This is a genomic window from Enterobacter cloacae complex sp. 309I3 (assembly GCF_050031595.1).
Taxonomy (GTDB): domain Bacteria; phylum Pseudomonadota; class Gammaproteobacteria; order Enterobacterales; family Enterobacteriaceae; genus Enterobacter; species Enterobacter cloacae.
Genome location: NZ_JBLGWI010000001.1, coordinates 4,111,885 through 4,137,701, shown reverse-complemented (window position 1 = coordinate 4,137,701; position 25,817 = coordinate 4,111,885). Strand labels below are relative to the sequence as shown.

Annotated in this window: 22 protein-coding genes; 8 read left to right on the top strand and 14 right to left on the bottom strand. The window is 55.4% G+C overall.

The genetic code is table 11. From position 1 onward, the window contains the following. Window positions 1-10 precede the first annotated feature (10 nt). Entirely contained in the window at window positions 11-1,174 is a 1,164-nt protein-coding gene (yqhD, locus tag ACQG22_RS19790; RefSeq protein ID WP_013098716.1) for an alcohol dehydrogenase, read from the bottom strand. Between the two features lie 195 nt (window positions 1,175-1,369). On the opposite strand from yqhD, the gene ACQG22_RS19785 reads away from it, so the two are divergent. Beyond that, window positions 1,370-2,269 (top strand): AraC family transcriptional regulator, encoded by a 900-nt coding sequence (locus ACQG22_RS19785; protein WP_023619917.1) that lies wholly within the window; start codon window positions 1,370-1,372, stop codon window positions 2,267-2,269. Window positions 2,270-2,314: 45 nt separating this feature from the next. Here ACQG22_RS19785 and yghB read toward each other — a convergent pair whose 3' ends face one another. Both yghB and metC read right to left on the bottom strand, forming a co-directional pair. Then, entirely contained in the window at window positions 2,315-2,974 is a 660-nt protein-coding gene (yghB, locus tag ACQG22_RS19780) for a DedA family general envelope maintenance protein YghB (RefSeq protein ID WP_191979648.1), read from the bottom strand. Between the two features lie 142 nt (window positions 2,975-3,116). After that, window positions 3,117-4,304, bottom strand: a complete 1,188-nt coding sequence (gene metC, locus ACQG22_RS19775) for a cystathionine beta-lyase (RefSeq protein WP_013098713.1) — start codon at window positions 4,302-4,304, stop codon at window positions 3,117-3,119. A gap of 251 nt (window positions 4,305-4,555) precedes the next feature. On the opposite strand from metC, the gene exbB reads away from it, so the two are divergent. Next, on the top strand, window positions 4,556-5,287 hold the full coding sequence (gene exbB, locus ACQG22_RS19770; protein ID WP_013098712.1) for a tol-pal system-associated acyl-CoA thioesterase: 732 nt from the start codon (window positions 4,556-4,558) through the stop codon (window positions 5,285-5,287). A gap of 6 nt (window positions 5,288-5,293) precedes the next feature. After that, window positions 5,294-5,719: a TonB system transport protein ExbD gene (gene exbD / locus ACQG22_RS19765; protein WP_014833267.1), complete on the top strand. Its 426-nt coding sequence runs from the start codon at window positions 5,294-5,296 to the stop codon at window positions 5,717-5,719. Window positions 5,720-5,761: 42 nt separating this feature from the next. Here the strand turns inward: exbD and ACQG22_RS19760 are convergent, their stop codons facing one another. After that, window positions 5,762-6,211, bottom strand: coding sequence for a cytoplasmic protein (locus tag ACQG22_RS19760; protein ID WP_369706538.1), 450 nt, complete (start codon window positions 6,209-6,211; stop codon window positions 5,762-5,764). A 1-nt stretch (window position 6,212) separates the two neighbouring features. Then, window positions 6,213-6,617: a hypothetical protein gene (locus ACQG22_RS19755; RefSeq protein ID WP_013098709.1), complete on the bottom strand. Its 405-nt coding sequence runs from the start codon at window positions 6,615-6,617 to the stop codon at window positions 6,213-6,215. 104 nt (window positions 6,618-6,721) lie between these two features. On the opposite strand from ACQG22_RS19755, the gene ACQG22_RS19750 reads away from it, so the two are divergent. Beyond that, on the top strand, window positions 6,722-7,225 hold the full coding sequence (locus ACQG22_RS19750; RefSeq protein WP_013098708.1) for an ESA_00282 family adhesion-associated protein: 504 nt from the start codon (window positions 6,722-6,724) through the stop codon (window positions 7,223-7,225). 72 nt (window positions 7,226-7,297) lie between these two features. Continuing rightward, complete coding sequence (locus tag ACQG22_RS19745; protein WP_013098707.1) at window positions 7,298-7,786, top strand: TIGR00645 family protein; 489 nt, start codon at window positions 7,298-7,300, stop codon at window positions 7,784-7,786. Window positions 7,787-8,288: 502 nt separating this feature from the next. Here the strand turns inward: ACQG22_RS19745 and ACQG22_RS19740 are convergent. Continuing rightward, window positions 8,289-9,329, bottom strand: coding sequence for an aldo/keto reductase (locus tag ACQG22_RS19740; RefSeq protein WP_102751591.1), 1,041 nt, complete (start codon window positions 9,327-9,329; stop codon window positions 8,289-8,291). Between the two features lie 246 nt (window positions 9,330-9,575). Between ACQG22_RS19740 and ACQG22_RS19735 the strand changes: the two genes are divergently transcribed. Continuing rightward, a complete protein-coding gene (locus ACQG22_RS19735) occupies window positions 9,576-11,123 on the top strand; it encodes a methyl-accepting chemotaxis protein (protein ID WP_250020810.1) in 1,548 nt (515 codons plus the stop codon). Between the two features lie 271 nt (window positions 11,124-11,394). Here the strand turns inward: ACQG22_RS19735 and ACQG22_RS19730 are convergent, their stop codons facing one another. Further along, the gene (locus ACQG22_RS19730; RefSeq protein WP_013098702.1) at window positions 11,395-11,727 is read right to left on the bottom strand and encodes a glycine zipper domain-containing protein; all 333 of its coding nucleotides are present in this window, start codon (window positions 11,725-11,727) and stop codon (window positions 11,395-11,397) included. A gap of 160 nt (window positions 11,728-11,887) precedes the next feature. After that, complete coding sequence (gene yghU, locus ACQG22_RS19725) at window positions 11,888-12,757, bottom strand: glutathione-dependent disulfide-bond oxidoreductase (RefSeq protein ID WP_013098701.1); 870 nt, start codon at window positions 12,755-12,757, stop codon at window positions 11,888-11,890. A gap of 183 nt (window positions 12,758-12,940) precedes the next feature. Between yghU and gss the strand changes: the two genes are divergently transcribed. Beyond that, window positions 12,941-14,803, top strand: coding sequence for a bifunctional glutathionylspermidine amidase/synthase (gss, locus tag ACQG22_RS19720; protein WP_150057349.1), 1,863 nt, complete (start codon window positions 12,941-12,943; stop codon window positions 14,801-14,803). A gap of 47 nt (window positions 14,804-14,850) precedes the next feature. On the opposite strand, the gene pgaD is transcribed toward gss, so the two are convergent. Genes pgaD through pgaA form a run of 4 tightly spaced genes read right to left on the bottom strand, consistent with a single transcriptional unit; the run spans window position 14,851 to window position 20,984 of the window. Continuing rightward, entirely contained in the window at window positions 14,851-15,279 is a 429-nt protein-coding gene (pgaD, locus tag ACQG22_RS19715) for a poly-beta-1,6-N-acetyl-D-glucosamine biosynthesis protein PgaD (RefSeq protein WP_369706539.1), read from the bottom strand. Continuing rightward, window positions 15,276-16,607 carry a poly-beta-1,6-N-acetyl-D-glucosamine synthase gene (gene pgaC, locus ACQG22_RS19710; RefSeq protein ID WP_369706540.1) on the bottom strand — a complete coding sequence of 444 codons (1,332 nt, stop codon included), beginning with the start codon at window positions 16,605-16,607 and terminating at the stop codon, window positions 15,276-15,278. The genes pgaD and pgaC overlap by 4 nt, the downstream gene beginning before the upstream one ends. Continuing rightward, complete coding sequence (pgaB, locus tag ACQG22_RS19705; protein WP_369706541.1) at window positions 16,600-18,537, bottom strand: poly-beta-1,6-N-acetyl-D-glucosamine N-deacetylase PgaB; 1,938 nt, start codon at window positions 18,535-18,537, stop codon at window positions 16,600-16,602. The genes pgaC and pgaB overlap by 8 nt, the downstream gene beginning before the upstream one ends. 8 nt (window positions 18,538-18,545) lie before the next feature. After that, the gene (gene pgaA / locus ACQG22_RS19700; RefSeq protein WP_369706542.1) at window positions 18,546-20,984 is read right to left on the bottom strand and encodes a poly-beta-1,6 N-acetyl-D-glucosamine export porin PgaA; all 2,439 of its coding nucleotides are present in this window, start codon (window positions 20,982-20,984) and stop codon (window positions 18,546-18,548) included. 670 nt (window positions 20,985-21,654) lie between these two features. On the opposite strand from pgaA, the gene ACQG22_RS19695 reads away from it, so the two are divergent. Then, window positions 21,655-22,182: a LuxR C-terminal-related transcriptional regulator gene (locus ACQG22_RS19695; RefSeq protein ID WP_013098695.1), complete on the top strand. Its 528-nt coding sequence runs from the start codon at window positions 21,655-21,657 to the stop codon at window positions 22,180-22,182. An 81-nt stretch (window positions 22,183-22,263) separates the two neighbouring features. On the opposite strand, the gene ACQG22_RS19690 is transcribed toward ACQG22_RS19695, so the two are convergent. Both ACQG22_RS19690 and ACQG22_RS19685 read right to left on the bottom strand, forming a co-directional pair. Continuing rightward, window positions 22,264-25,266, bottom strand: coding sequence for an autotransporter outer membrane beta-barrel domain-containing protein (locus ACQG22_RS19690; protein WP_369706543.1), 3,003 nt, complete (start codon window positions 25,264-25,266; stop codon window positions 22,264-22,266). 116 nt (window positions 25,267-25,382) lie between these two features. Next, complete coding sequence (locus tag ACQG22_RS19685; RefSeq protein WP_013098694.1) at window positions 25,383-25,697, bottom strand: lipoprotein; 315 nt, start codon at window positions 25,695-25,697, stop codon at window positions 25,383-25,385. Window positions 25,698-25,817: the final 120 nt, after the last annotated feature.

The following is a 25,817-nucleotide window of genomic DNA, read 5'->3' as shown; positions in this document are numbered from 1 at the left end:
CCAAAAACGCTTAGCGCGCCGCCTCGTAGATACGACGGCTAACGTCCAGCGTAATGTCGCCGTGTTCGCCCAGCTGAGTCATGCCATGTTCTTCAAGTTTAGCCAGCAGGGCAGGGATAGAGCTGCCATCCAGACCATAGCCGGACAGACGCGTCGGCACGCCCAGGCCTTCAAAGAAGTTGCGGGTCGCTTCGATTGCCGCATCGATACGCGCGTCGTCAGAACCTTCGGTGATATTCCAGACGCGTTCCGCGTACTGCAGCAGTTTGGCACGTTTGGTATCACGTTTTTCGTTCCACAGGGCCGGCAGAACCACCGCCAGCGTCTGGGCGTGATCCAGACCGTGCATCGCCGTCAGTTCATGGCCCAGCATGTGGGTTGCCCAGTCCTGCGGCACGCCTGCGCCAATCAGGCCGTTCAGCGCCTGCGTTGCAGCCCACATCACGTTGGCACGCACATCGTAGTTTTCTGGCTCTTTCAGCGCCTTCGGACCCTCTTCGACCAGCGTCAGCAGAATGCCTTCCGCAAAACGATCCTGAATTTTGGCATCCACCGGATAAGTCACGTACTGCTCAACGGTGTGAACAAAGGCGTCGACCACGCCGTTCGCGACCTGACGCGCGGGCAGGGTGTAGGTGTACACCGGATCGAGGATCGCGAATACGGGCTGAACGTGCTCGTTCATAAAGGCCTGTTTGTCTCCGGTGGTTTTACGGGAGATCACCGCGCCTTTGTTGGATTCAGAACCGGTAGCTGGCAGGGTCAGCACGGAGCCCATCGGGATCGCGCTTTTAATGTCGCTGCCGCGGGTTTCCAGGATATGCCATGGGTCGATACCGTCGGCGTAGTGTGCTGCCGCGGCGATGAACTTCGTGCCGTCCAGCACGGAACCCCCGCCGACAGCCAGCAGGAAGGTGATGTTTTCTTCGCGGGCGATTTTCACCGCGTTCATCAGCGTTTCATAAGAAGGGTTTGGCTCGATACCGCCAAACTCGCGCACGTCCAGACCTTCCAGTGCGCTGTAAACCTGATCCAGCACGCCGGTTTTTTTCACGCTGCCGCCACCGTAGGTGATCAGCACGCGGGCGTCAGCGGGGATCTGTGCACGCAGATCGGCGATAGCGCCTTTACCAAACAGAATGCGGGTTGGGGTATGGAGATTAAAATTATTCATGGCTCGTTCCCTATCGTGGGTGAAAAATCGTGGCGGCGCGGATGGCTACCTGATGCTGCACATTGTGGCTGCCCGGGGATATCCTCTCAATGCACATTCCTGCCGATGTCTTGCCCATTTCTACAGAGCACTGGAGAAACGTCAGGAAAATGCGCAGACTGTGAGGGTCGCAAACCGTACCCGGAGTAACGCTAAATGAACCGTGAAGCCATCTGTCTTCAGCTCACTTCGCAGATTAAAAGACTGATTGATAAGCAAAATAACCCAGGCGAACTGCTGCCGGATATTCGCCTGCTCTACGGGACGCAGCCGGGAACGCGGACGCCGGTGATGTATCAGCCGGGCATCGTTTTTCTCTTTTCCGGCCATAAAATTGGTTATATCAATGAACGCGTGTTCCGTTATGACACCAATGAATATCTGCTGCTGACAGTACCTTTACCCTTCGAATGTGAAACCTTCGCGACAGAGGAGGTACCGCTGGCGGGGATCCGCGTAAATGTCGATATTCTTCAGCTTCAGGAGCTGCTGATGGACATTGGCGAAGACGAGCTTTTCCAGCCGTCGATGGCGGCGAGCGGCATTAACTCAGCCACGCTGTCAGAGGAGATCCTCTGTGCCATTGAGCGTCTGCTGGACGTGATGGAGAGACCGCTGGATGCGCGTATTCTGGGTAAGCAAATCATCCGCGAAATTCTCTATCATGTGCTGCTGGGGCCGGGTGGCGGGGCACTACTGGCGCTGGTCAGTCGGCAGACCCACTTCAGCCTGATAAGCCGCGTGCTCAAGCGCATCGAAAGCCAGTACACGGAAAACCTCAGCGTTGACCAGCTGGCGGCGGAAGCGAACATGAGCGTCTCGGCGTTTCACCACAACTTTAAGTCGGTGACCAGCACCTCGCCGCTGCAATACCTCAAAACCTACCGGCTGCATAAGGCGCGGATGCTGATGATCCACGACGGCATGAAGGCCAGCGCGGCGGCGATGCGGGTCGGGTATGAGAGTGCGTCGCAGTTTAGTCGGGAGTTTAAGCGCTACTTCGGCGTCACCCCGGGAGAAGATGCGTCACGCATCCGAACCATGCAGGGAGTCTGACGGCAAACGTAGGCCGGGTAAGCGATAGCGCCACCCGGCTTTTATTTATGCACTGCAGTACTTCTTCTTAATCACCACCGCAATCGTTCCCACCAGTCCAGCCACCAGCAGGAACATCGGCAGCACCATCAGGAAGGTCATTACCTGGTCTTCATGGTGCTTCACAAACGGGATCATGTTCAGCGCATAGCCGAGGGTAGTAACGACACCCACCCATAACAACGCGCTCAGCCAGTTAAAGAACTGGAAGCGGCGGTTCGACAGGCCGGAAATGCCTGCCATGGTGGGCAGCAGGGTGCGAACAAAGGCCAGAAAACGCCCGGCCAGCAAGGCCAGCAGGCCATGCCTGTCAAACATGCAGGTCGCACGCTGATGGTATTTATGCGGTAGCTGCGCCAGCCAGCCCTTCACGATGCGCGTGTTGCCGAGCCAGCGGCCCTGCAGATAGCTCAGCCAGCAGCCCAGGCTTGCCGCGGAGGTGAGGATCACCATGGTCGGCGCGAAGTCCATGACACCTTTACCGATTAACGCCCCCGCAAGCAAAAGGAGGCTATCACCGGGTAAAAATGAGGCTGGCAGTAATCCATTTTCCAGAAACAGGGTCGCGAACATCACGAAATAGACGATACCTACAACGTGAGGATCGGTCAGTGCGGCGAAGTCGTGTTGCCAGAGCGCCGCGATAATATCTTGAATAACAGCCATGGACTTTCCTGTGGAACAACAGATATAGCACTATTGTACTCCCTTATTTGCCCGATGGGGTTGATCGCGGGCGCAACTAATGCAGACTTTTCTGGTGGCGGTGTCCACAAAAGCATCCATGGAGTACATGTTTGCCAGCACTCTACACGATACGCGCAAACCCTGCTGCTAAATCGGCAATTAAATCGTCCGCGTTTTCTAAACCGATATGCAGGCGAATCAGGGTGCCGCTGAAGTCCACTTCACCGCCAGGGCGCAGGGCCGCAATCTGCTCCGGCTGATTTGGCAGGATCAGGGATTCAAACCCGCCCCAGGAGTAGGCCATGCTGAAGAGGGTAAAATTATCCAGATAGCTTGCCAGCTCGTCATTATTCAGCCGTTTTTTTAGAACGAATGAGAACAAACCGCTGCTGCCCGTAAAGTCTCGTTGCCAGAATTCATGCCCTTTACTGCCCGGCAGTGCCGGATGGTTGACGCGCTCAACCTGCGGGTGCTGCGCCAGCCACTCAGCTATCTTCAGGCTGCTTTCGTGATGCTGACGCAGGCGCACCCCCAGCGTGCGGATGCCTCGGCTGGTCATGTAGGCGGTATCGGCATCGACCATCTGCCCCATCAGGTAGGCATTTTCCCGCAGTTGATCCCAGCAGCGGGCGTTAGACACGGCCGTGCCGATCATCCCGTCTGAGTGGCCAATCAGATATTTGGTCGCCGCCTGAATGGAGATATCAATGTCGAATTCCAGCGCTTTAAACAGCACGCCCGCCGCCCAGGTGTTGTCGATCATGATAATCGCCTCTGGCGCTTTGCTGCGCACGGCTTTCACAATGGCCGGCACGTCGTGTACTTCCATGGTGATCGAACCCGGAGATTCCAGGAACACAATGCGCGTGTTGGGCTGAATAAGCTCTGCGATGCCTTCGCCAATCAGCGGATCGAACCAGCCCGTGGTTACGCCGAGTCGGGAGAGGATTTTGGTGCAGAAATCCTGGCTCGGTTCATAGGCGGTGTTGGTCATCAGAATATGGTCGCCCTGTTCCACGAACGCCAGAATGGTGTTGGCGACTGCCGCCGCACCGCACGGAAACAGCGCGCAGCCTGCGCCGCCTTCCAGCTCGCACATGGCTTCCTGCAGTGAGAAGTGGGTTAGCGTGCCGCGACGTCCGTAAAACAGTCCGCCTTTGGCGCGGTTACGCGTGGCGATTTTTTTGTCCTCTACGGTATCAAACACCAGCGAGGAGGCCCGTTGGATCACGCTGTTCACCGAACCCTGAGTATATTTCTTGCTGCGCCCGGCCTGTACCAGCGTGGTATCAAGATGCTTCTTGGTCATGTTCGCTAACCCTATTTTTATACGTCTGGACGTCCAGACTACCACGAATGTAAAAATCTGCACCCGGATGCTTATCGAATAAGCAGAAAATATTAGCAAAAAACCGCATAAGAAATTTTTACTGCGTAAGCGCAAGGAATATGAGCGAAAATTGCGGCACTATGTAAATAGTAATGAGAACGACTATCAATTCGACGATGTTTTGATATTATTACGTTCAGATTTTGTGATTTGCGTCCTGGAGATACAGAGTGGGTAATAATTTGATGCAGACGGATCTCTCCGTTTGGGGCATGTATCATCATGCTGACATCGTGGTTAAGATTGTGATGATCGGCCTGATTCTGGCGTCCGTGATCACGTGGGCTATCTTCTTTGGCAAGAGCGCCGAGCTGATTTCTCAGAAGCGCCGCCTCAAGCGTGAGCAACAGCAGCTGGCTGAAGCCCGCTCTCTGGATCAGGCGTCTGATATGACCTCATCCTTCCACGCGAAAAGCCTGACCACCCTGTTAGTTAACGAAGCGCAAAACGAGCTGGAACTCTCCGCAGGCAGTGAAGATAACGAAGGTATTAAAGAACGTACCGGCTTCCGTCTGGAGCGTCGCGTCGCCGCCGTGGGTCGCCATATGGGCCGGGGCAATGGATATCTGGCGACCATCGGGGCCATCTCGCCGTTCGTGGGGCTGTTCGGTACGGTCTGGGGCATCATGAACAGCTTTATCGGGATTGCGCAAACCCAAACGACGAACCTGGCGGTAGTTGCACCGGGTATCGCCGAAGCGCTGCTGGCGACCGCTATCGGTCTGGTTGCGGCGATCCCTGCGGTGGTTATCTATAACGTCTTCGCGCGCATGATTGGCAGCTATAAAGCCACCCTCGGTGACGTCGCCGCGCAGGTTCTGCTGCTGCAAAGCCGCGATCTTGATCTGAATGCCAGTGCCGCTAAACCGGTGCACGCGGCGTCCAAACTGCGCGTAGGTTAATGAATTATGGCAATGCGTCTTAATGAAAATCTGGACGATAACGGCGAAATGCATGAAATCAACGTGACGCCGTTTATCGACGTTATGCTGGTTCTGCTGATTATCTTCATGGTTGCTGCGCCGCTGGCGACGGTCGACGTGAAGGTAAACCTGCCGGCCTCGTCCAGCCAGCCGCAGCCGCGCCCGGAAAAGCCCATCTATCTGTCGGTGAAAGCAGATAAATCGATGTTCCTCGGCAACGACCCGGTGACGGCTGACTCTGTCATCCCGGCGCTGGATCAGCTCACTGGCGGTAAGAAAGACACGACGGTCTTCTTCCGTGCGGATAAAACCGTTGATTACGAGACCATGATGAAGGTCATGGATACGCTGCATCAGGCGGGTTATCTGAAGATTGGGCTGGTCGGCGAAGAGAAAGCGGCCGCGAAATAACGAAGAAGCTGGCGAAAGCCGGCTTTTTTTATGCCTGTCGGGTTATTCGTGTTTGTTATCCGTCGACGCGGGAGAGATGGCTGCCAGCGCGTCCTCGTCAAGCGCGACGCTGGTGACGTTTGAGGTACGATACTCGCCGTCGGACAGTTTGCGCGTCAGGCGCAGGGTCGCGGTTTCTCTGGCCAGCAGATACTGATAATTGGCCTCCAGACGCCCCAGAAGCTTCTCTTTCAGCTCGGGCCGTTGTTCGATGATGGCATTCATCACGGCGCCGTAAATCTCTTCCTTGACCTGTAAGGGGTAAATCTCGCGGCGGTTTTGCCATTTCAGGCGCACCAGCGTCGCCGGAATGGAAACCAGATCCTGGGTAATACGCGTCATCTCGGCGTTTTTGGTGTTACGCAAAGCCTCGAGATTTTGCTTTAAGATAAATTCGTCACTTTTTTTCTCATCTAAAGTCAAATAGACATCGTTATCTTTAACGTCTTTCACATTAATCTTCCCCCAGGTTATAAAAAATAGGGTTGTTTTTTTCTCGCGTAATTAGATTAAGCCAAATTTCATTGCCCGCTTCATTTATTTCTTTGGTCTTTTCGGCCATTATTTGACTTAGTTTCTGGGCATCTATTTCGCCTTCTGCCTGCAGGTCATTCAACAGGTGGACAAAGGCTTCAATTTTGATGGCGCGAAATAAGCGATCCTTTATATGACGATCGTGCTCTTCCAGCAACATATTACGGGATTTGCCGCTACGGGAGACACCAATTAATATGTCAGGCTCAAAATCAGCGAGCTTTCTTTTTCCCTGAGTGAAATTAGCCTCTTTTTCTGCTTCCGTCGGTTGCTGTTCCACAGGCGTGATGTGGTACTTAGCCGGGACGAGATAGTCGGGCAACATTTTTTAATTTCCTTTAATTTCAACAAGGTGGGGAAGATAAAGGCGTGAGATTCGTTGACAATATCATGAGGCAATTTTAAAATCAAAAAAAATGGAGCCAACCCATGAACAGCATCTTTTTTACGGTCATTACATTACTATTACTGACCGCTGGTGTTCTTTTATTGATGCAGGAGTTCAATAAAACGAAAGAGTCGAAAGACACCAGTGAAACCCCACAGCCTGAACTGATGACTAAAGAGGAAGGTGAAGACCATTTCTCTGTTTTGATGAACTCGGTGACGCCGGTTTGGTACTGGCGGGTGAACCATGAATATATCGACTTTTTGCACGCGACAATAAAGCGGATGAAAATGTCGGAAATTAATGACACGCCGGGCCTGTTTGAAGCGCAGCGTCGCTGCAGTGACCTGAATTCAGCGGTCTATAAATATTACGACAATATCAAAAAGCGCTGTCTGAATGGTGAGAAGGTCTCGTATTCCGATTTAGACGTATTAAACCTGCGTCAGTGCTTTCGCGAGTTCAGCCTGGAAGCCTATCCGGAGCTGGTGGTGCTGGTCTGGCCGGAGTATGCGCGCCCTGAGGTGGATCCTGACAACGTGTAATGGTTAGTTGTTGCAAACAGTCAGCGCCGTTGCGATATACTGAGTGCTGGTTTCGTTTGCAGACAGGACTTTATGGAACGCTTCTTTGAAAACGCTATGTACGCCTCGCGCTGGATACTGGCACCCGTCTATTTTGGCCTTTCGCTGGCGCTGATTGCGCTCACGATTAAGTTCTTCCAGGAAATCTTGCATGTTCTGCCGAACATCTTTTCCATTGCCGAAGCAGATTTGATTCTGGTTCTGCTGTCACTGGTGGATATGACGCTGGTGGGGGGCTTACTGGTGATGGTGATGTTCTCTGGCTATGAGAATTTTGTCTCCCAGCTTGATATCGACGCGCGTAAAGAAAAGCTGAGCTGGCTGGGCAAAATGGATGCCACGTCGCTGAAGAATAAAGTGGCCGCCTCGATTGTGGCGATCTCCTCCATTCACCTGTTACGCGTGTTCATGGACGCAAAGAATGTCCCGGACAACAAACTGATGTGGTATGTCATTATCCATCTCACGTTTGTGCTTTCGGCGTTTGTGATGGGGTATCTGGATAAGATTAGCAAGAAGTAATTTCCTTCTTAACCACCCTCTCCCTGTGGGAGAGGGCGGGGGTGAGGGGGAACATACGGCTGTGGAGGTCATTCCGTTCACTTTATGTTCCTTGCTACTCTGTAACAACATGACCCGTGAACGTGCCAGGGTGGCTCAATCGCCGCCGCCCTGGCGACCCGGGCTCCCGGCGGTAAATCGCCGCTTCGCGGATTGTTCGCCCCATCCCTGGGGCTCACCCCTTTGGGGCCAGCGCAAGTGCTGTCCAAAATTGCTCCCGGCAATTTTGTCTTCGGCTTATTCCTTCCGGCTTATCGGGGACGGGCGGATGTAACGTCCCTGTAAAGCCGCCCTCTCGGCGCATCCATGCGCCTCGCCCCGGCCTGCAGGAAACGCCTCAGCGATTTACAGCCGGACCAGGGCATCGCTGAATGCTCTCAGTCATTCTGAGAGCAGTGTTATCGCTTATGGTTAAAAATTACTGGGGAACCCTCCGCCCTGTGGGAGAGGGCAACAGGCCGCACTATTTATCCGACGACGCCTGCCACAGATTCAACTCTCCATCCGCAACATGCTTATCAATGCGTATCAGCTCCTCTTCGCTAAAGCGCAGGTTTTTCAGCGCCTGAACGTTCTCTTCCAGCTGTTCCGGGTGGCTCGCACCAATCAGCACGGACGTTACGCGCTCATCTTTCAGCAGCCAGCTTAGCGCCATCTGCGCCATTGTCTGACCACGTGCCTGTGCCATCTCATTGAGCAAGCGCAGACTGTTCAGATTGGCTTCGGTCAGCATCTTCTGCGTCAGCCCGCGCACTTTATTCCCCTCGCGCTGCATCCGCGAACCTTCAGGAATACCGTTGAGGTATTTTCCGGTCAGCAACCCCTGCGCCAGTGGGGTAAACGCAATACAGCCAGTACCGTTTTGCTTTAGCGTCTCCAGCAGGCCGGTTTTATCCACCCAGCGGTTAAGCAGGTTGTACGACGGCTGATGGATGAGCAGTGGGATTTTCCATTCGCGAAGCAGGTCAGCCATTTTCTGCGTGCGCGCCGTTGAATAGGACGAAATTCCGACATACAGCGCTTTACCGCTCTGCACCGCATGGGCCAGCGCGGCAGCGGTCTCTTCCATCGGCGTGTTCTCGTCCACGCGATGGGAATAGAAAATATCCACATATTCCAGACCCATACGCTTCAGGCTCTGGTCGAGGCTGGCGAGCAGATATTTGCGCGAGCCGCCCGAGCCATACGGTCCCGGCCACATGTCGTAACCCGCTTTGGTGGAGATAATCAGCTCGTCGCGACAGGCGGCAAAATCCTCCCGCAGCAGGCGACCAAAGTTCTCTTCCGCGCTCCCCGCAGGCGGGCCGTAGTTATTGGCAAGATCGAAATGGGTGATACCGAGGTCGAAGGCTTTACGCAGTAGCGCACGCTGGGTGTCGAGCGGCTGAACGTGGCCGAAGCTATGCCACAGGCCAAGCGACAGCGCAGGCAGGCGCAGCCCGCTTTTGCCACAGTAGCGGTACTGCATATTTTCATAACGGCCGGGGTTAGGGTGCCAGGACATGATGTCTCCTTTCTTATCGATGAATTTTCGAAACAGCGTTTTCATTCTTTGATTATCAAACCATAAATCTGCTCGTGAAGCGATGTCGCGGCGGGAAAGGCCTCTAAGCGTTAATCGGTGCTGTGGTACCTGTGAAGCCACGCTAACGAAAAATAGTTACAAAAGGTTATAATTTCCTCGTTTCCTGCCGATAACGAGAGTAGTACTCGCCTCTGGGCGAACTCACCCTCACGGCAAGGAATACTTATGAACATGCTCCGTAATTTCACGATCCGTTTCGTCATGCTGACGATCCTGGGGATCTTTTGTTTAATGTGGGCAGGCGTTGGACTCTACAGCACCTGGTCCCTCTCTCGCGTTTCGGATGGCAATGAAGTCGATCGCCAGCTGGTGAAACAGATGACCATACTCAGCGAGGGCAACGATCAGTATTTCCGCTTTGTCACCCGACTGAGCCGCGCGATGGAAGTCAAAGCCGCCGGCGGTACACCGGATCTGGCCTCCGCCCAGCAGGCGCTGGATAACATGGGCAAAAAACTGGCCGAGATGAAAGCGATCTCTCCGGGTCCGATGGATGAACAGGTCTCCTCCCGGGTGATCGGCACCTGGCAGGCGCTGCTCGAGCAGGGCGTTACGCCGCAAATGCAGCAGGCGAAGCTGGGCGCGCTGGATGGTTATCGCCAGCAGGCTAATAACGTCACGCCACAGTTGAGCCGTGCGTTTGGTGCGGCCGCTGAGGAGTTCAATAACGCCGCTGCGAAGGCCCTCGACAGTACCCGCGTAGTGGTGGATGGCCTGACCAGCATGACCCGCACGGTGATTATTGCCGCCACCGTGATTGGTCTGCTGATCCTGCTCTTTAGCGACCGTTACCTGGTGGCGATGCTGGTGAAACCGCTGGACCGAATTCGTCAGCAGTTCCGCCAGATTGCGCAGGGCGATCTCAGCCAGCCCATTGAACCGTTTGGTCGTAACTGTGTGGGACAGCTGGTGCCGTTGCTGAGTGCCATGCAGGACAGCCTGCGCGAGGCGGTCAGCACGATCCGTGCGGGCAGTGAAAATATCTGGCGCGGGGCGACCGAGATCTCCAGCGGTAACAACGATCTCTCCTCCCGTACCGAAGAGCAGGCTGCCGCGCTGGAAGAGACAGCAGCCAGCATGGAGCAACTCACTGCCACCGTGAAGCTGAACGCCGAAAGCGCACGTCAGGCAAGCCAGCTGGCGGATGTGGCATCGACCACGGCCAGCCGCGGTGGCTCGCTGGTGGAGGAGGTGGTGACCACCATGAGCGGTATTTCCGACAGCTCGAAGAAAATTGCTGAAATCACCACCGTGATTAACAGTATCGCCTTCCAGACCAATATCCTGGCGCTCAACGCAGCAGTGGAAGCGGCGCGAGCGGGTGAGCAAGGCCGTGGCTTTGCCGTGGTGGCAGGTGAGGTGCGTAATCTGGCCAGCCGCAGCGCCAACGCGGCGAAAGAGATTGAAGGGCTGATTGCCGATTCCGTCGCTCGCGTCGAGCAGGGGGCTCAACTGGTGAACGACACGGGGACCACCATGGAAGCGATTCTGCGCGATGTAACGGAAGTGACCACCATCATGAAGCAGATTGCGTCAGCCTCTGAGGAGCAAAGCAAAGGCATTTCCCAGGTCGGGGTTGCCATTACGCAGATGGACGGTGTGACCCAGCAAAACGCCTCGCTGGTGGAGCAGGTCTCCGCCGCGGCAGCGGCACTTGAGCGGCAGACCGAAGAGCTTCAGCGTTCGGTGCAGAAGTTCCGCCTCACGGCATAATGTTGCGGTTGGTTGCCTGACCAGAGAAAACAAGAAACCCAGCGTAAGCGCTGGGTTGAGGCTGCTGATATCGTGCGAGATGTGCCCCTCGCCCGGCGGCGCTACGCTTGCACGGGCCTACAACGAACAGTGCCAATTTATTGATATTGTTGTCGATTGTAGACCGGGTCAGCGTAGCGCCACCCGGCAAAACAAGCGGTTCAGTTGTTGATAGCGGGGGGGTGTCATTAAACTCAACCTACCGGCTCGAAAAGCAGAACCACGGCGGTTATCAGTGCGTCGCTTCACCAATCAGCGCGCCTGAACCCGCACCCACAGCGGCACCTTTCAGTACGCTGTTGCCCGTTACGGCAGCGGCACCTGCACCAACAACAGCGCCTACGGCACCGCCTTTACGCGCGGCTTTACCTTTGTCACCGTTTTTGAACATCGCACCCGTGCCTGCACCTACGACCGCGCCGCCTACGGTGGATTTCAGATCTTTACCTGTGGCCGCCCCAATCGCCGCGCCTGCTACCGCACCGGCGGCGGTTTTATCCATCGCCATACCTGAGGTAGAAAAAAGAAGGATGCTGATCACCAGCGCTGTATTGATTGATTTCATAACAAATCCTTTGTGACTGCTGTCGGTTGAAACGTCGCTTCTCGCCGTCTGGCTGGAGAAAAACGTCCGCATAGTGCCAGTAATACCGGCCCAACCCTTAAGCTAATCATGCCCTGGACAAGGATTTGCCTGGCCGGGCGGTTACCCGCCCGGCAGTGCATCACGCCTGACGCTTATCTTCGGTTTTGGTCTCGAAGTCGCTCGCCGCGTGGCGTTCGTGGAGTTGCTCGTTAAGCTCACCGTTGGTGCGGTTCACAATCCGTCCGCGCTTCACGGCAGGGCGGTTCGCTACGTCTTTTGCCCAGCGCTGGACGTTGGTGTACTTTTCTGCGTCCAGGAACTCGGCGGCGTTGTAGACGCTGCCCAGCGCCACGCAGCCAAACCACGGCCAGACCGCCATATCGGCGATGGTGTATTCTTCACCCGCCACGTAACGGCCGCGGGCGAGCTGTTTATCCAGTACGTCGAACAGGCGCTTGGCTTCCATCGTGAAGCGGTCAATCGCGTACTCGATCTTCACCGGCGCATAGTTGTAGAAATGGCCGAAACCGCCACCGAGGAACGGGGCCGCGCCCTGCAGCCAGAACAGCCAGTTCAGGGTTTCCGTGCGGCCAGCCGGATCTTTGGGCAGGAAATGCCCGAACTTCTCTGCCAGATAGAGCAGAATGTTGCCGGATTCAAATACGCGCGTTGGCGGGGTGGTGGAGTGGTCACGAAGCGCCGGTATTTTCGAGTTCGGGTTCACCTCAACAAAGCCACTGGAGAACTGATCGCCTTCACCGATGCGGATCAGCCACGCGTCGTACTCCGCGCCCGTTACGCCCAGCGCCAGCAGCTCTTCGAGCATGATCGTCACTTTCTGGCCGTTCGGCGTGCCCAGGGAGTAAAGCTGCAGCGGGTGCGAACCGACGGGCAGATCTTTCTCATGCGTGGCACCAGAAACAGGACGGTTGATGTTGGCGAATGCCCCGCCGCCGTTCTTTTTCCATTCCCACACTTTGGGTGGCTGATAGGTATTTTCGTCTGACATGTTGGCCTGCCTTTTTTGTGATGTGTTGAGGCAGTGTAGCAGGAGATGAATAGACCGTTTAACGAACTGAGCGCAAAGGCCAGGGGAGGTGTATGATAACCCTACCTCTGTCAGGTTAATTACAACGTGCAGACGACGACAACCCTTCCAAAAATTGCCGCCTGCCTGTTTTAGGTTGGATACATGCGTAAAGGAAAGTTAAGCAGTGATGCGCCATTCGGGACGTTGTTAGGCTATGCGCCCGGTGGCGTGGCGATTTACTCTTCAAATTACGGCAGTCTGGACCCGCGTAAGTACCCGCAAGACGCGGATTTCCGCAGCTATATTGGCAACGAATACATGGGCCACAAGTGGCAGTGTGTGGAGTTCGCCCGCCGTTTCCTGTTCCTCAACTATGGCTTCGTGTTTACCGACGTCGGGATGGCGTGGGAGATCTTCTCCCTGCGTTTTTTGCGCCAGGTGGTAAACGATAATATTCTGCCGTTACAGGCTTTTGCCAACGGCTCGAAACGCGCGCCGCAGGCCGGGGCGCTGCTCATCTGGCAAAAGGGCGGCGAGTTCCATGAAACCGGCCATGTCGCAGTAATCACCCAGCTTTTAGATGGTAAGGTCCGCATTGCCGAGCAGAATGTTATTCACTCCCCACTTCCGCTCGGACAGCAGTGGACCCGTGAGCTGCGCATGACCGTTGAGAACGGCTGTTACACGCTTCATGACACCTTCAGCGATACCGAAATCCTTGGCTGGATGATCCAGACGGACGACACGGAGCACAGTATTCCCCAGCCCGAACCTGACGGCGAACTGCTGAAAATCAGCGGTGCGCGGTTGAAGAATAAACGTCAATACGACGGAAAATGGCTCAACGAAAATGACGCCCTGCAGCAGGCCTACATCCGTGCCAACGGCCACGTTATTAATAACGATCCCTGCCACTATTTCACGATTACCGAAAGCGCCGAACAGGAGCTGATTAAAGCGACCAATGAACTGCATCTGATGTATCTGCACGCCACCGACAAAGTGCTGAAAGATGACAACTTACTGGCGCTTTTCGATATCCCCAAAATCCTCTGGCCGCGCCTGCGTCTCTCCTGGCAGTGGCGTCGCCACCATATGATCACTGGTCGTATGGATTTCTGTATGGATGAACGCGGCATTAAGGTTTACGAGTACAACGCCGATTCTGCCTCCTGCCATACCGAGGGCGGGTTAATTCTGGAAGAGTGGGTCAAAAACGGTTATCGCGGCAATGGGCACAACCCGGCAGAAGGTCTGCTGGAGGAGTTGACCGGCGCGTGGAAACACAGCCATGCGCGTCCGTTCGTGCACATCATGCAGGACAATGATGTCGAAGAGGATTATCACGCGCTCTTCATTCAGCGCTCGCTGCTGCAGGCCGGGTTTGAGACCAAAATTCTGCACGGTCTGGGCGCGCTGAGCTGGGATGCTGCCGGGCAGTTAATCGACGATGAAGGTCGCCACGTCAACTGCGTGTGGAAAACCTGGGCGTGGGAAACGGCAATCGAGCAGATCCGGGAGGTCAGCGAAACCGAATACGCTGCCGTGCCGATCCGCACCGGCCACCCGGCAGGCGAGGTGCGGCTGATTGACGTCCTGCTGCGCCCGGAAGTGCTGGTGTTTGAACCGCTGTGGACGGTGATCCCTGGCAATAAGGCGATCCTGCCGGTGCTGTGGCAGCTATTCCCGAACCACCGCTACCTGCTCGATACCGATTTTGAGGTTAACGCGCTGCTGAAGCAGACCGGTTATGCCGTCAAACCCATTGCTGGCCGTTGCGGCAGTAATATCGATCTGATCAGCGCCCAGGATGAACTGCTGGATAAATCCAGCGGCAAGTTTGTCGATCGCAAGAATATCTACCAGCAGCTGTGGTGTTTGCCGAAGGTGGACGGCAAATATATTCAGGTCTGTACCTTTACCGTGGGCGGGAATTACGGCGGAACCTGCCTGCGTGGGGATGAAACGCTGGTGGTGAAAAAAGAGAGCGATATTGAACCGCTGATTGTGGTGAAGGATAAGTGATCGTGCAGAAACAGCATCCGCAGGGACAACCTGCGGATGCCTGAGGTTTATTCCTCGTCCTGCTGACTGATTTTCAAATCAATGATGCGACCGATCTGGTCATGATAGACCGTCAGCAAATTGTACTGGCTCATCTCTGAGATGATTTGCGGTGTCACGTTAAAGCTGCGGGCCAGCTCGTCGTGCATCAGCGTTGCAGGGCGGCGATGTCGTCTTGCATGCGCGCGGCGGCGATTATATTGATACCACAGGATCAGCAGCCAGCCGTTTAGCGCGGCGATCAGTAAATAGATCAGCACCGTCTTAAAGGAGGCAATAATCACGCCCCAGCGGTAGTCGCTCTCGTTGGTTATCTGCATCCACAGGTTGGCATAGAGGAAAAAGAGAAATCCTCCCCAGGCCAGCAGGGTTAACGCTGCATCAAACAGCCGGGGCACCAGCCGATATTCAGTCAGGATTAACGTGTTTTCGTTCATTGAATGCTCCCTTTACCTCTGTCCGGACTGATCCAGCGCGCGCGTGAGCGCTGGCGTTTAAGCATGACCTTTGGGAAGGCGACGAGGGTGGTGAACAGGCCGATCATCCAGTACACCATCGGAAACCAGATGATCCAGAAAAGCGAACTCGCCACGTTACGTTCATAGCGTCGCTCGATATACAAACTGACGAGGAACTGCAGCAGGCACATCACCCCCAGCAGGAGCCCGGTGAATTCCGGCGGGAACAGGCTCGTGACGGTCAGGTTGGCAGGAAGCGGCGTGAGGGAGCTGATGATAAATAACAGCACCGTCACCGCATACGCAAACGCCCACAGCGTTGACAGGGCGTACTCTAAAAACAGCGGCCACATGCGATGATGCTCCCAGCGCACGATCTTGCGAAGATTGACCAGAAACACCTCCGCGCCGCCCTGAGCCCAGCGCAGGCGCTGTTTCCACAGCCCTTTTAGCGTCTCCGGCATCAGGATCCAGCACAGCGCGCGCGGCTCGAAAAAAATATCCCAGTGGCGAAGCTGAAGCTTCCAGCTGATGTCGATATCTTCGGTGATCATATCCGGGCTCCAGTATCCCACGTCCGCCAGCGCCTGACGGCGAAAGGCCGCGATGACGCCAGAGACGGTAAAGACCCGGCCATAGATCCGCTGCGTGCGTTTGATGAGCCCTATGATGGAGGAGAATTCGCCCACCTGAATGCGGCCAATCAACGTGGAGCGCGTGCGAATACGCGGGTTCCCGGTCACGGCGCCCACGTGGGGGTAGTGGATCAGCGGGGCAACCAGATAAGCGGCGGTATCGCGATCGAGCAGGGCATCGCCATCAATACAGACCAGAAGGTCTCCCCGGGCCGCCGCTGCGCCCGCTTTCAGCGCCACGGCTTTCCCCTGATTCTCCGCCAGATGAATGACGCGCAGACGCGGCTGCTCCTGCGCCAGCTGTTGCAGCACCAGCGCGGTGTTATCGGAAGAACCATCGTTGATGGCGATGACCTCGATATTCGGGTAACGCTGGGCCAGCGCGGCACCGATCGTCTCCCGGGCGTTACGTTCCTCATTGAAACAGGGAATGAGGATCGAAATTAACGGATCGCCCTCTAACGTCGGGGCGGGTGTTTTTCTGTTCCATGACCAGTGTCGTTCAAGCTGAAACCAGAAATAGAGCCCCCCGGTGATCCAGAATACGGACATGAACAGGGGCCAGAAGAAGACAAAATCCAGAATCAGTTCGCCGGTAAAGAGGGCGGCCACGCCTAATGGCAACCCAAATACCAGGCATAAAATTGAGAAGGCGATAAGGCGATCAGTCATTGTCAGGATACCAGTACGAAGAGAATTCAGGCCTGATACGGGAAAGATCAGGTTGGTTATGGATGAAATCGTCGGGGTAGTAACCGTAATGTTTGCTGCCGTTAAGCTGGAGCAAGCGCATCCACTCCGCCAGGCGACTATCGGGTACGGCGCGTTGCGGTGTCTGCGCCCAGTCACGGGCCTGCAGCTCAAAAATGGTTTTATTCAGCGCGCCGGGGCGAGTGGCAATGGTCTTAACCAGGCGCGTTAGCCAGGCGTTGCTCTCGTCTGCCGGGACGGACTCCATCAGCGGCATGGCCATCGGCACCGTCCAGTCATACTCCGCCAGGAAGTCATCAAGATTCTGTGCAAACCACGCCTCGCTCGCCGGGTCGAGGATCGGCAGGGCGAACATATTGCGCGCGGTTTTTATCTGCGGACCGCGGATATGCTTCACCGCCAGGCTCAGGGCGTGGGTAAACCCGATTAGCGTCTGGCTTTTCTGGCGCGTTGTCTGCTGCCCGGCATCATCCTGATCCGTCAGCACCGCATCGTCATGGAACAAGATCCCATTGAAGCTGGCATAGCGGGCCAGATCTTCATAGATTTCGGTCACCTGCTGTCGAACCTGCGGATCCCACGGCGAAAGCCGGGTATAGGGCTCGGTGGCGGCGCGTACCTGGCCCGTTTGCCGATCCCGACGCTGCACGCGCGGCAGTGCAGGGGAGAGATCGAACGAGAGAACCGGCATCCACGCGTAGACTTTTACGCCCGCGCGGGTTTGCAGTTGCCAGGCGACAAAGTTAAAGAGATCGGCACGCACGGGCAGCCGACGGTTGGGGAAGTAGAGCGCGTTAATCGTGCCGTTGCCGAGGGGATCGGAAAATGCCTGCAGGAAAACATGGCTGATTTTCATGTCGTAGACCCGCTGGATCAGCGTATTGATGTTTTTGGTCTGCTGAGCCGGATCGGGGTCATAAACGTAATCCAGATCGACATGCATCACGCGCACAGGGTCGGTCTCCTGAATCTGCGCGATGCTGCTGGCAAAGGCTTTAAGCGAGGGATTCCCGGAGATTAACAGGCGCGGGATGTTGTCCAGGTGACGCACATCTGCCAGCCCGTCCTCAAGGGTAAAGGCCAACTGATAACCCTGCTGTCTGGCAATGGCGAGCGACGTGCCGTTGGCAGCACCGTAGGGCCACACCCAGGCACGCGGCGCTTTGCCCGTCACCTGGGCGATTTTTTCGGTGACTTTCCGCACGTCATCGCCGATGCGCTGGCTGAACTGCTGGTCAGTTTCGTAACGCCCTGTCGCGTTATCGTAAAAGCGGCTGGCAATAGCCGGTTCGCGGCTTCCCTGTGGATTGGCCGGTATACCGTAATGCGAAGCCCAGGTATGCGAGCCGATCTCAATCAGCGGGGACTGGCTTAACTCGCGCACCATGTCCCACGTCGCGAAACGGTCCCGGGGTGTCATCAAACCGCCAAAATTCACGTTTTGATGTGCTGGCGTATCCACCCAACTGCCAACAGGGGCCCACAGCGCCGGCACATTCCAGGCCTGGATCAACGGCCAGACGCGGGTATAAAAACTGCTGTAGCCGTCATCAAAACTGAGCAGAAAGGCCTTTGGCGGCAGCGTTTTTTTACCGTCGTGGGCATCCAGAATATCCTGCACGCTGATGGCGTTATACCCGTTATGCACAAGCCAGCTTATCTGCTCGTTTAAGGCGCTGGTCCGCACGGAGAGATAGCGCTGATCGGCGGCGTCATCTTCCACATCGTGATAGGCCAGCACGAAAAAGTGATTCTTCGGCCAGGGTTTACTGGCTTCCGGCTGAGGTCTCTCGTTGGGCGAAATAAACGAAATGGCCTGGGCGCAGACGCTCGCGCTGAGGCATAACCAGCCGATGATGAGCAGGCCCACAGGAAAACGAATGGTCAACATATTCATCCTTAAAACCGTAAAGTCGCATCGAAAGTGACGGCGAGATTGCTTTCTCGTTTGCCGTCGTAAGGGCGCTTATCCCAGTTCAACATCACGCCGGTATCCACGACGTTGTTCCATTGAACGCGTTGCCCGTAGCCGAGCAGGGTGATGGCGCCAGCAGACTGATTTTTCTGCCAGTATCCTCCGGCTCCGGCGACCAGTTGCTGGCTCCAGAGGGTGTCGTAATAGCGGTACAGCTGATGATCGACGGACAACGCAGCCGTCGCGGACAGATCCCGCTCGGGGTTGTAATAGAGCGTATCCCGCTGGCTATTCGCGCTGGCGGAGATGCCCGGTTCAAGATCCAGCGTCAGGGTCGGCGTTTGCCAGAGCCGCTCCTTGCCGGTGAGGGTGTACTCCTGTCGGCGGTTATGGTCGGAAAAATGGCTGATGGCGGCGCTGAGCTGGTACTCACGACGCTCGTTCTGATACCAGCGCACCCAGCCTTCTGCGCGGTCTGCACGGATCCCATTGCGTAACGCCCGCAACGGCGTGGTGCGTGACAGCCGTTCAAGGCTGCCGCCAGATTGCCAGCGATCGTTCAGGCTGTACTGACCGGAGAGGCGAGCGCCAGGCGTGTGGGTGCCGTGATAACGGTTGCCGGAGAGCTCCGCTTCAAGCCAGATATCCCGTGATCGCCATTCGACGCCGCCGACCAGATGGCGGCTGGTGCCTTTGCCTTCGTCAAAATTGCCCTCGGCAAAGCGGGTGCCGCCAAACAGTCGCCAGTTATCAGCGACTGGTGGGCCATAGATCGTGGCGTCCCAGTTCAGATCGTGTGTCCCGCTGACCGGGTTGTCGGAGTGCAATCCCTTGCCTGCGTTCAGACGCAGTTCAGACATATGATGCACATTTCTGAGCCTGTCCAGGCGCTGGACGCTGCGGTCACGTGGCGCACGGGCGAGCACGTCGTCGGTCAGAAGTTCCATTTGTCGCCACTCCTGCAGATCCATCGCGACGTAAGCCTGCTGCTGCTCCAGCTCTGTATTTGACGGCTCCAGTACCTCCGCCATTTTGAGCTTTTGCTCTGCCGCCCGTGGCAGGCCACGAGCCTGAAGCAGGGCGGCATAATCAATCTGTAGCCCCTGGTTGCCGGGTGCCGTGGCAGCCAGACGGTGCGCCACGGCTTCTGCTTGCGGCAGGGCATGGGTTGCCAGCAAATACTGAAACGTGAGCGACTGGCCGATAAGCCATTGATCGTTGGGCTGGGCGGTTGGCGAGCCGAAATCGTAGCGAGCCCAGGGAACGTTGCGGGTCATCTGCGCAAGATAGTGACGGGCGGCCTGATACTGACCGGTGTCCAGATATGCATAGAAAAGCTGATGTTCTTCATCCTGCGGGTTACGCGCATAGTCAGGATACTTTTGCAGGAGTGCCAGGGCTGCATCGGCGTTTTGCTCCTGCAGATACGCAGAGATCACCCAGCCGATTGCCCAGCCCGGCACCGGATGGTGAGCTGACGTCAGCGCGCGATATTCAGCGATCGCCTGCGGGTAATCACCATGCGCATACAGCGCGCCAAGGCGGTCGACGCGGGCGCGAATGATATCTTCTGCCGCCTGCGGTTCGTGTTGCCAGCGGGCAAGCAGGGCGTCATAGCGATTCAGTGCGGCTTGCGCGAGACGCAGGCGCTCTTTTTCCGTCCGCCCAGGCGCATCGGCAAGGCGTACCTGTTCGGCGGCGGCGTTAAGTTCAAGCTGGCGCCGTTGTGCGGGCGGCAGAGAAATCCCCTGTGACAGCCGCAGGGCAGGCGTACTTACCCGGTTATCGTTCAGGGCGTCGACGAGCGCCCTGAGCAGTACGTGATTCTCGGGGGCGCTCTTCAGGGCGCGGGTGTCCGCTAATAGACGATCCCAGCTTTTCCCCTGGCGTAAGTACACATAGGCGAGCGTCTCAAGGTTTATCTGGCTGGGGTGGGCTGTTACCCGTTTTTGCGCTTCCTGCAGGGCCAGCCGATCCATGCGGGCATCGGCCAGGGTTTTGATATACCCGATACGGTAGTCGTCGTTCTCCGGTGCAAGGCTACAGGCCTGCTTCGAGAGCGCGAGCGCAGGTTGCCACTGCTTTTGATTTCTCCTGGATTGCGCGGCTGCGGCCACTCCCCGGGCGGGCAGGGGCATATAAACGTGATAACGCAACCACACCTCAATAACCTCATCATCGCGTCCCGCCCAGGAGGCAACCTGCAGCCAGTCTGCCACTTGTTCTGGCGTCAGAGCATGCTGTTGTTGATAACGCTGCAGGTAATGGAGAAACGAAGTGTAATTACCATTACGCGCCTGCTGAATCTGTTGTTCATATACGGATTCGGCAGCCTGAACCAGAATGGGAAACAGTAATAGCAGACACAATAATTTTGGAACGCGGTAAAAGAATAAAGTATTGAAGCGAAGTGATCTTTCCATATCTATTTGCCATTTGTTTATCATAAATCCATTGCGCAACACGGCCGCCTTTATACGTAGCGTTAAAGGCCATAAATGAGAGCGTAAAATGTGAATGCAGTTACGTTATGAGGTACTTACTTAAAGGTAATTATGGATCCTTATCGTTATGGACCGGTGAAAGGTAATGTACACCTGATATGTTGACGGATAAATATGTTGAAAAGCCGGGTTGTTGTTTTGAGATAATTCTGTATCTGGGTGATTTTTATGATTATTTTTAACGGAGTCTATATTTGTAATGCGTTGATATATAATGTATTTATTTTTATTGTGACGTTTTTGTTTATATTTTTAATGCGGCTTTGGTGCATAAATTAAAGTACTTTCTGGTGCATGTTTGGGAAGTTTCGTGACAAAAATTCTTAATATCTTGAGAGGTGACTTTTCTGCGATTGTTTTTTACTTATAATTAATAGCAGACATTGAGTGATAGTCTATGGGAAGTCTTACAAATCAATGTGCGTGTCGAGGGATGATCAAAGCCAGAATACATTTATCGTTCATGTAAAAGCGCTATAAAACGAAGGCGTCTTCTTTCTGAAGGGTCGTTCTTGCTTTAATCTAAAAGGGATGGTTAGTGGCAACTTCAATAGTGTTAGTGACACAGGATCGCTACCTCGTCAGAGGAATGAGGATATTTTTTCCGGATATTATCCTGCTGGACTCGATTGACAGAAAGATATTTGATAACAGTGCAGATGAATATTCTGTGCTGATTGACAGCCGTTCACCGCTCCGTCTGTATGATTATCTGATACGCCATCCGGCCAGAACGAGAAAAACAATCGGCTGCGTCATGCTCGATATGCGGCACCGGGAGGAGAATCAGCTCAGCATGAGGATGTTTATGAATACTGCGCTTCCGGTGGCTGACATGGCGTCGTTGTTTAATCTGGTGCTGAATATGAAAGGCAGGCGCCTGACGACCAAATGGCTGCTTAACTTACGGTTGAGTACCCATGAAGCGATTATGCTGCGGTTGCTCAGGGCGGGCATGTCGATGGAAGAGGTGGCGGACGAACTGAACACCTCGATTAAAAGCCTCTACCGGACGCGAACGGCGCTCTCTGAACGACTGGGGGCGGAGAATTTTAACGAGGCGTGTTTGTTTATCTTTAAAAACAAACTGCTGGATGGAGATGGGAACGATCCCTGATTGGGTCATAAACCAAAAGAAAAAACCGCCACGAAGGCCGGGTCGACGTAGCGCAACCCGGCACTTTAGCGTTGATATCAATCAGAACGACCAGCGCAGATTAGCGTTAACCGAGTTGACGCGGGTATCGGCACCATATTGCCCCTGATAGCCCACATCCAGCGTCGCTGCACGCGACAGTTGTACGCTCACGCCGATATCACCCACCATCACGTCCTCATCCACGGCCTGACCCTGGGTAATGAAGGCGTCGCTGCCCGCAAATGCCATGCGCGAAGAGGTATTCTTATCGCCATAGGCGTGCTGCCAGCCCAACGAACCGTAGAGGTTAACGTTCTTCGGCAATCCGGTCACACCACGCACCCCGAGCGTGGAATAGAAGGTGTTCATGGTTTCATTGTGAACGCTCAGCGCGGCGGCACCGCCGTCTTCCCTGAAACTGTCGGTATGCAGTCGAATCCAGGAGAGGTTAACAAAGGGCTCGACATTCATCTCTGGCTGGCCGAAACGGTAGCCCGCTTCGGTGAACGCCAGCAGCGAGTTGGCGTCGTAATCAGACTTCAGCCGATCCGAGAAGCCGCTGAAATCAACATTGCGCTCGCCTTCGATCTTGTGCCAGGTGTAACCCAGTGCGCCGCGAAGGGAGAACGCATCCTGTTGACCCGCTGCATACAGGCCGAGGTGATAGTTGTCGGTATCTGTTGAGGAACGACGGCTGTCGACGTCGTAATCACCGCGGCTGTAGCCGAAGTAACCACCGACACGTACGTTATGATCCGCCAGCTTACGATCTGCCCCCAGCAGGAAACCGGTGGTGTTGCCGTCCAGCTTGCCCACGTTACCGTCGCCGCTGCTTCGGCTCCAGGAGCTGAAGGTCTGGCCCCAGACGCCATTGTTTTGCGGCTCCGGCTGCTGCACCAGCGACATCGCTAACGGTGGTATCGGCAGGCTGTCGTTATCAAACGCGCGCTGCATACGTTGGTTTAACACGTTAAACACCTGCGTGCTGCCGGCTATCAGGTTGGATTGCATTGACGGATAAACTTCTCCGGACAGCTGGTTAAACGCCTCGCGCGCTTCCGGTGCGCTCAGCACCAGTAGCGAGTTATACAGCGCCAGCGACGGGCCGCTTTGCGTGAGCGTGGAGAGCGCGCCGGCGGTATTCCACTGGTTGCTGCTCTTTGCCACGGTCTGGAAAATCCCTGGCTCGCCGCTGCCGGGGTTCTCACCACCCGGGTTTTCACCGCCGGGGTTTTCTCCTCCTGGATTCTCACCCCCCGGGTTTTCACCGCCCGGGTTTTCACCTCCAGGATTCTCGCCGCCGGTCTCTTTCTGCGCGATGGTCAGATCGACGGCGTCGGTGCTCTGCTTAAGCGCCACGTCCAGGAAGGCGGATTTGGAAATCGCTCCGGCGAACTGGCCGTCAATACCCCCGTTCGAGGTTAAAATGCGATAGCTTTGGCCCGTTTTGTAGCTGGTTTGCGGATCCAGCGCGGTGACCTGTACCTTAGCCTGATTGCTGATGGTGGTTTTGCCCGATACCAGCAGTTGGTCACTGCGGCCATCTCCCGCGATATCAACGTCATAGAAGGATTCGCCGATAAAATTCAGATAACGTTTCAGCGTCAGCGTGCCGATATCGCCATCCCCTGGTGAGATATGCCCGCCGGACAGGATCTCAGTCTGGCCCAACGTGCCGTTCCCCCCCAGCGTGCCACCGGCCTTGATTGACGCGGCGCTACTGTAACCTTGTCCGTTGTTAACGTCGGATCCCGCCGTTGCGTTGAGGATCAGCGTACCGCCGTTCTCGGCGCTAAGGGTCTGAATCTCAAAAATATCGTCTTCTGGCTGGGTGTTGATGTTGCTGGCAATAATGACTTTGCCACCGCGCGCGGTCACGTTCGCCTGAAGCGCTGAAAGATCGCCGTTCAGCGTTGTCTGCCCGGAGGTATTTATCACCTCACCTTCGCCGCTCATCTTGTTGCTGAAGATGTAATTTTCGTCGGTATGGTTGAAATAGACATAACTGCCGAATAGCCCGCCACGCAGGCTGATTGCCGTCTTCGCATCGAGGGTACCCGCGCCGCCTGCCGTACCAAGCGTTGGCTCAGTTATACCCGTGCCGGTGTCCATGTTGCCGCGGCTGCCGATGATGAGCGCCCCCCGGTTCGAACCGGAGCCCGATGTCCCTACAATCAGCGCATTGCTGCCTGCGGAAAATGAACCGCCGTCAATAACCGACAGCACGCCATTGCCATAATCGCCCACGCTAACGCTGCTGTCGCTGGTAAAGCGCGAGTCTTTGCCTGCAATAACCAGCTCGGCGGTTTTTCCGGCCCCGGAGACGCCCGCCACCTGCACGCCGCCAACGTTAACCGCTCCGCCGTTCAGCACGTCCAGGTCGCCATTAAGCGTCAGCGTACGGCCAACATTCCACTGTGAGCCGCTCCCCGTGACGGTGGCTTTCGGGCTCAGTGTGTCGGTTTCATCCGGCCCGGTACCATTGCCGATGCGCGCATCGTAGGTGGTATTGAGCGCGGCGCCGTCCTCAATCGCCAGCGTGGAGCGTGCGCCCAGATCGGTGCCTACGCTGAGAAAATTACTGGTTACGCGAGATCCGGCGCCCGTGGCGATAAGGTGGCTGTCGTAGCCGCGGGTGGTGCCGACAACGATCTCTTTCGCGCTCGCCAGCGCGCCCTCTTCGACTCGAAGGGTGCCGAGGCCGAGATTCAGGTCGCCGCGCAGGACGTACTGATCGTTCACCGCGTTAAGCTCAGCGTTTGGCCCACGGACTGTGACCACGCTTTCATAAATTTGGCCGTCGAACAGCCGACCGATATTGATGTTATAGGCGGTGATTTTGCCATTATCGATCAGCAGGTTTCCGCGTTGATTGCGTCCAACGTAAACGTCTCCGGTGTAACCCAGCGTTTCGGTAATACGTGAGTCGCCATCAAAAATGGCATCGGCTGCACGCGCGAAATCGGCAGGTGAAAGCAGTAACAGCGGCGCGGAAAATAGAGCGAGGTAAAGCCTGGAAAGCGGCGTCTTTACCGCTAAAGAATGCGATGTAGAGTTATTCACAGGGTATCTCCGTACTCATTAGCGTGATGTCTGGAAAATCGGTTTTATATGAAAAATGCGATACGACAGAAAAAGTAAAAGGCGTAATATGTGTACGCCTTATGATGTGAAGTTAATTATTTATGGGTGACCACAGGTGTACAGGTTGGCGCGCTCAGCGTCGGGGCGGATCCTAAAATCCCTGGCATCATCATAGATGAGCAATCGAAAATACGCCCTTTTTCCGTCGTAGCGCGATAAGACAGCTTTTGCCCTCCCAGTGCATCCGGTTGGGCGCCATTAACATTGGTTACGGTTATTTCATCCGATGAGCCCAGCCCCAGCATTTTAGCGGTTTCCGCCTGCAGAAGTGGAATGGCCTGATCGGTTTTTAGCGTGGAACAACCGGCTAGCATCAACGTAACGGTTAAAAAGAGTAGTGGTTTTTTCATAAATTATCCTTTATATCCAATCAGTTAATTTCGCTGATTGTATTTATGTTTTCTATTACTCAAATCTGCGAATAATATATTTCCCTTTCCTAATCGAAAAAACCCTCCTAAAGTAGGGTG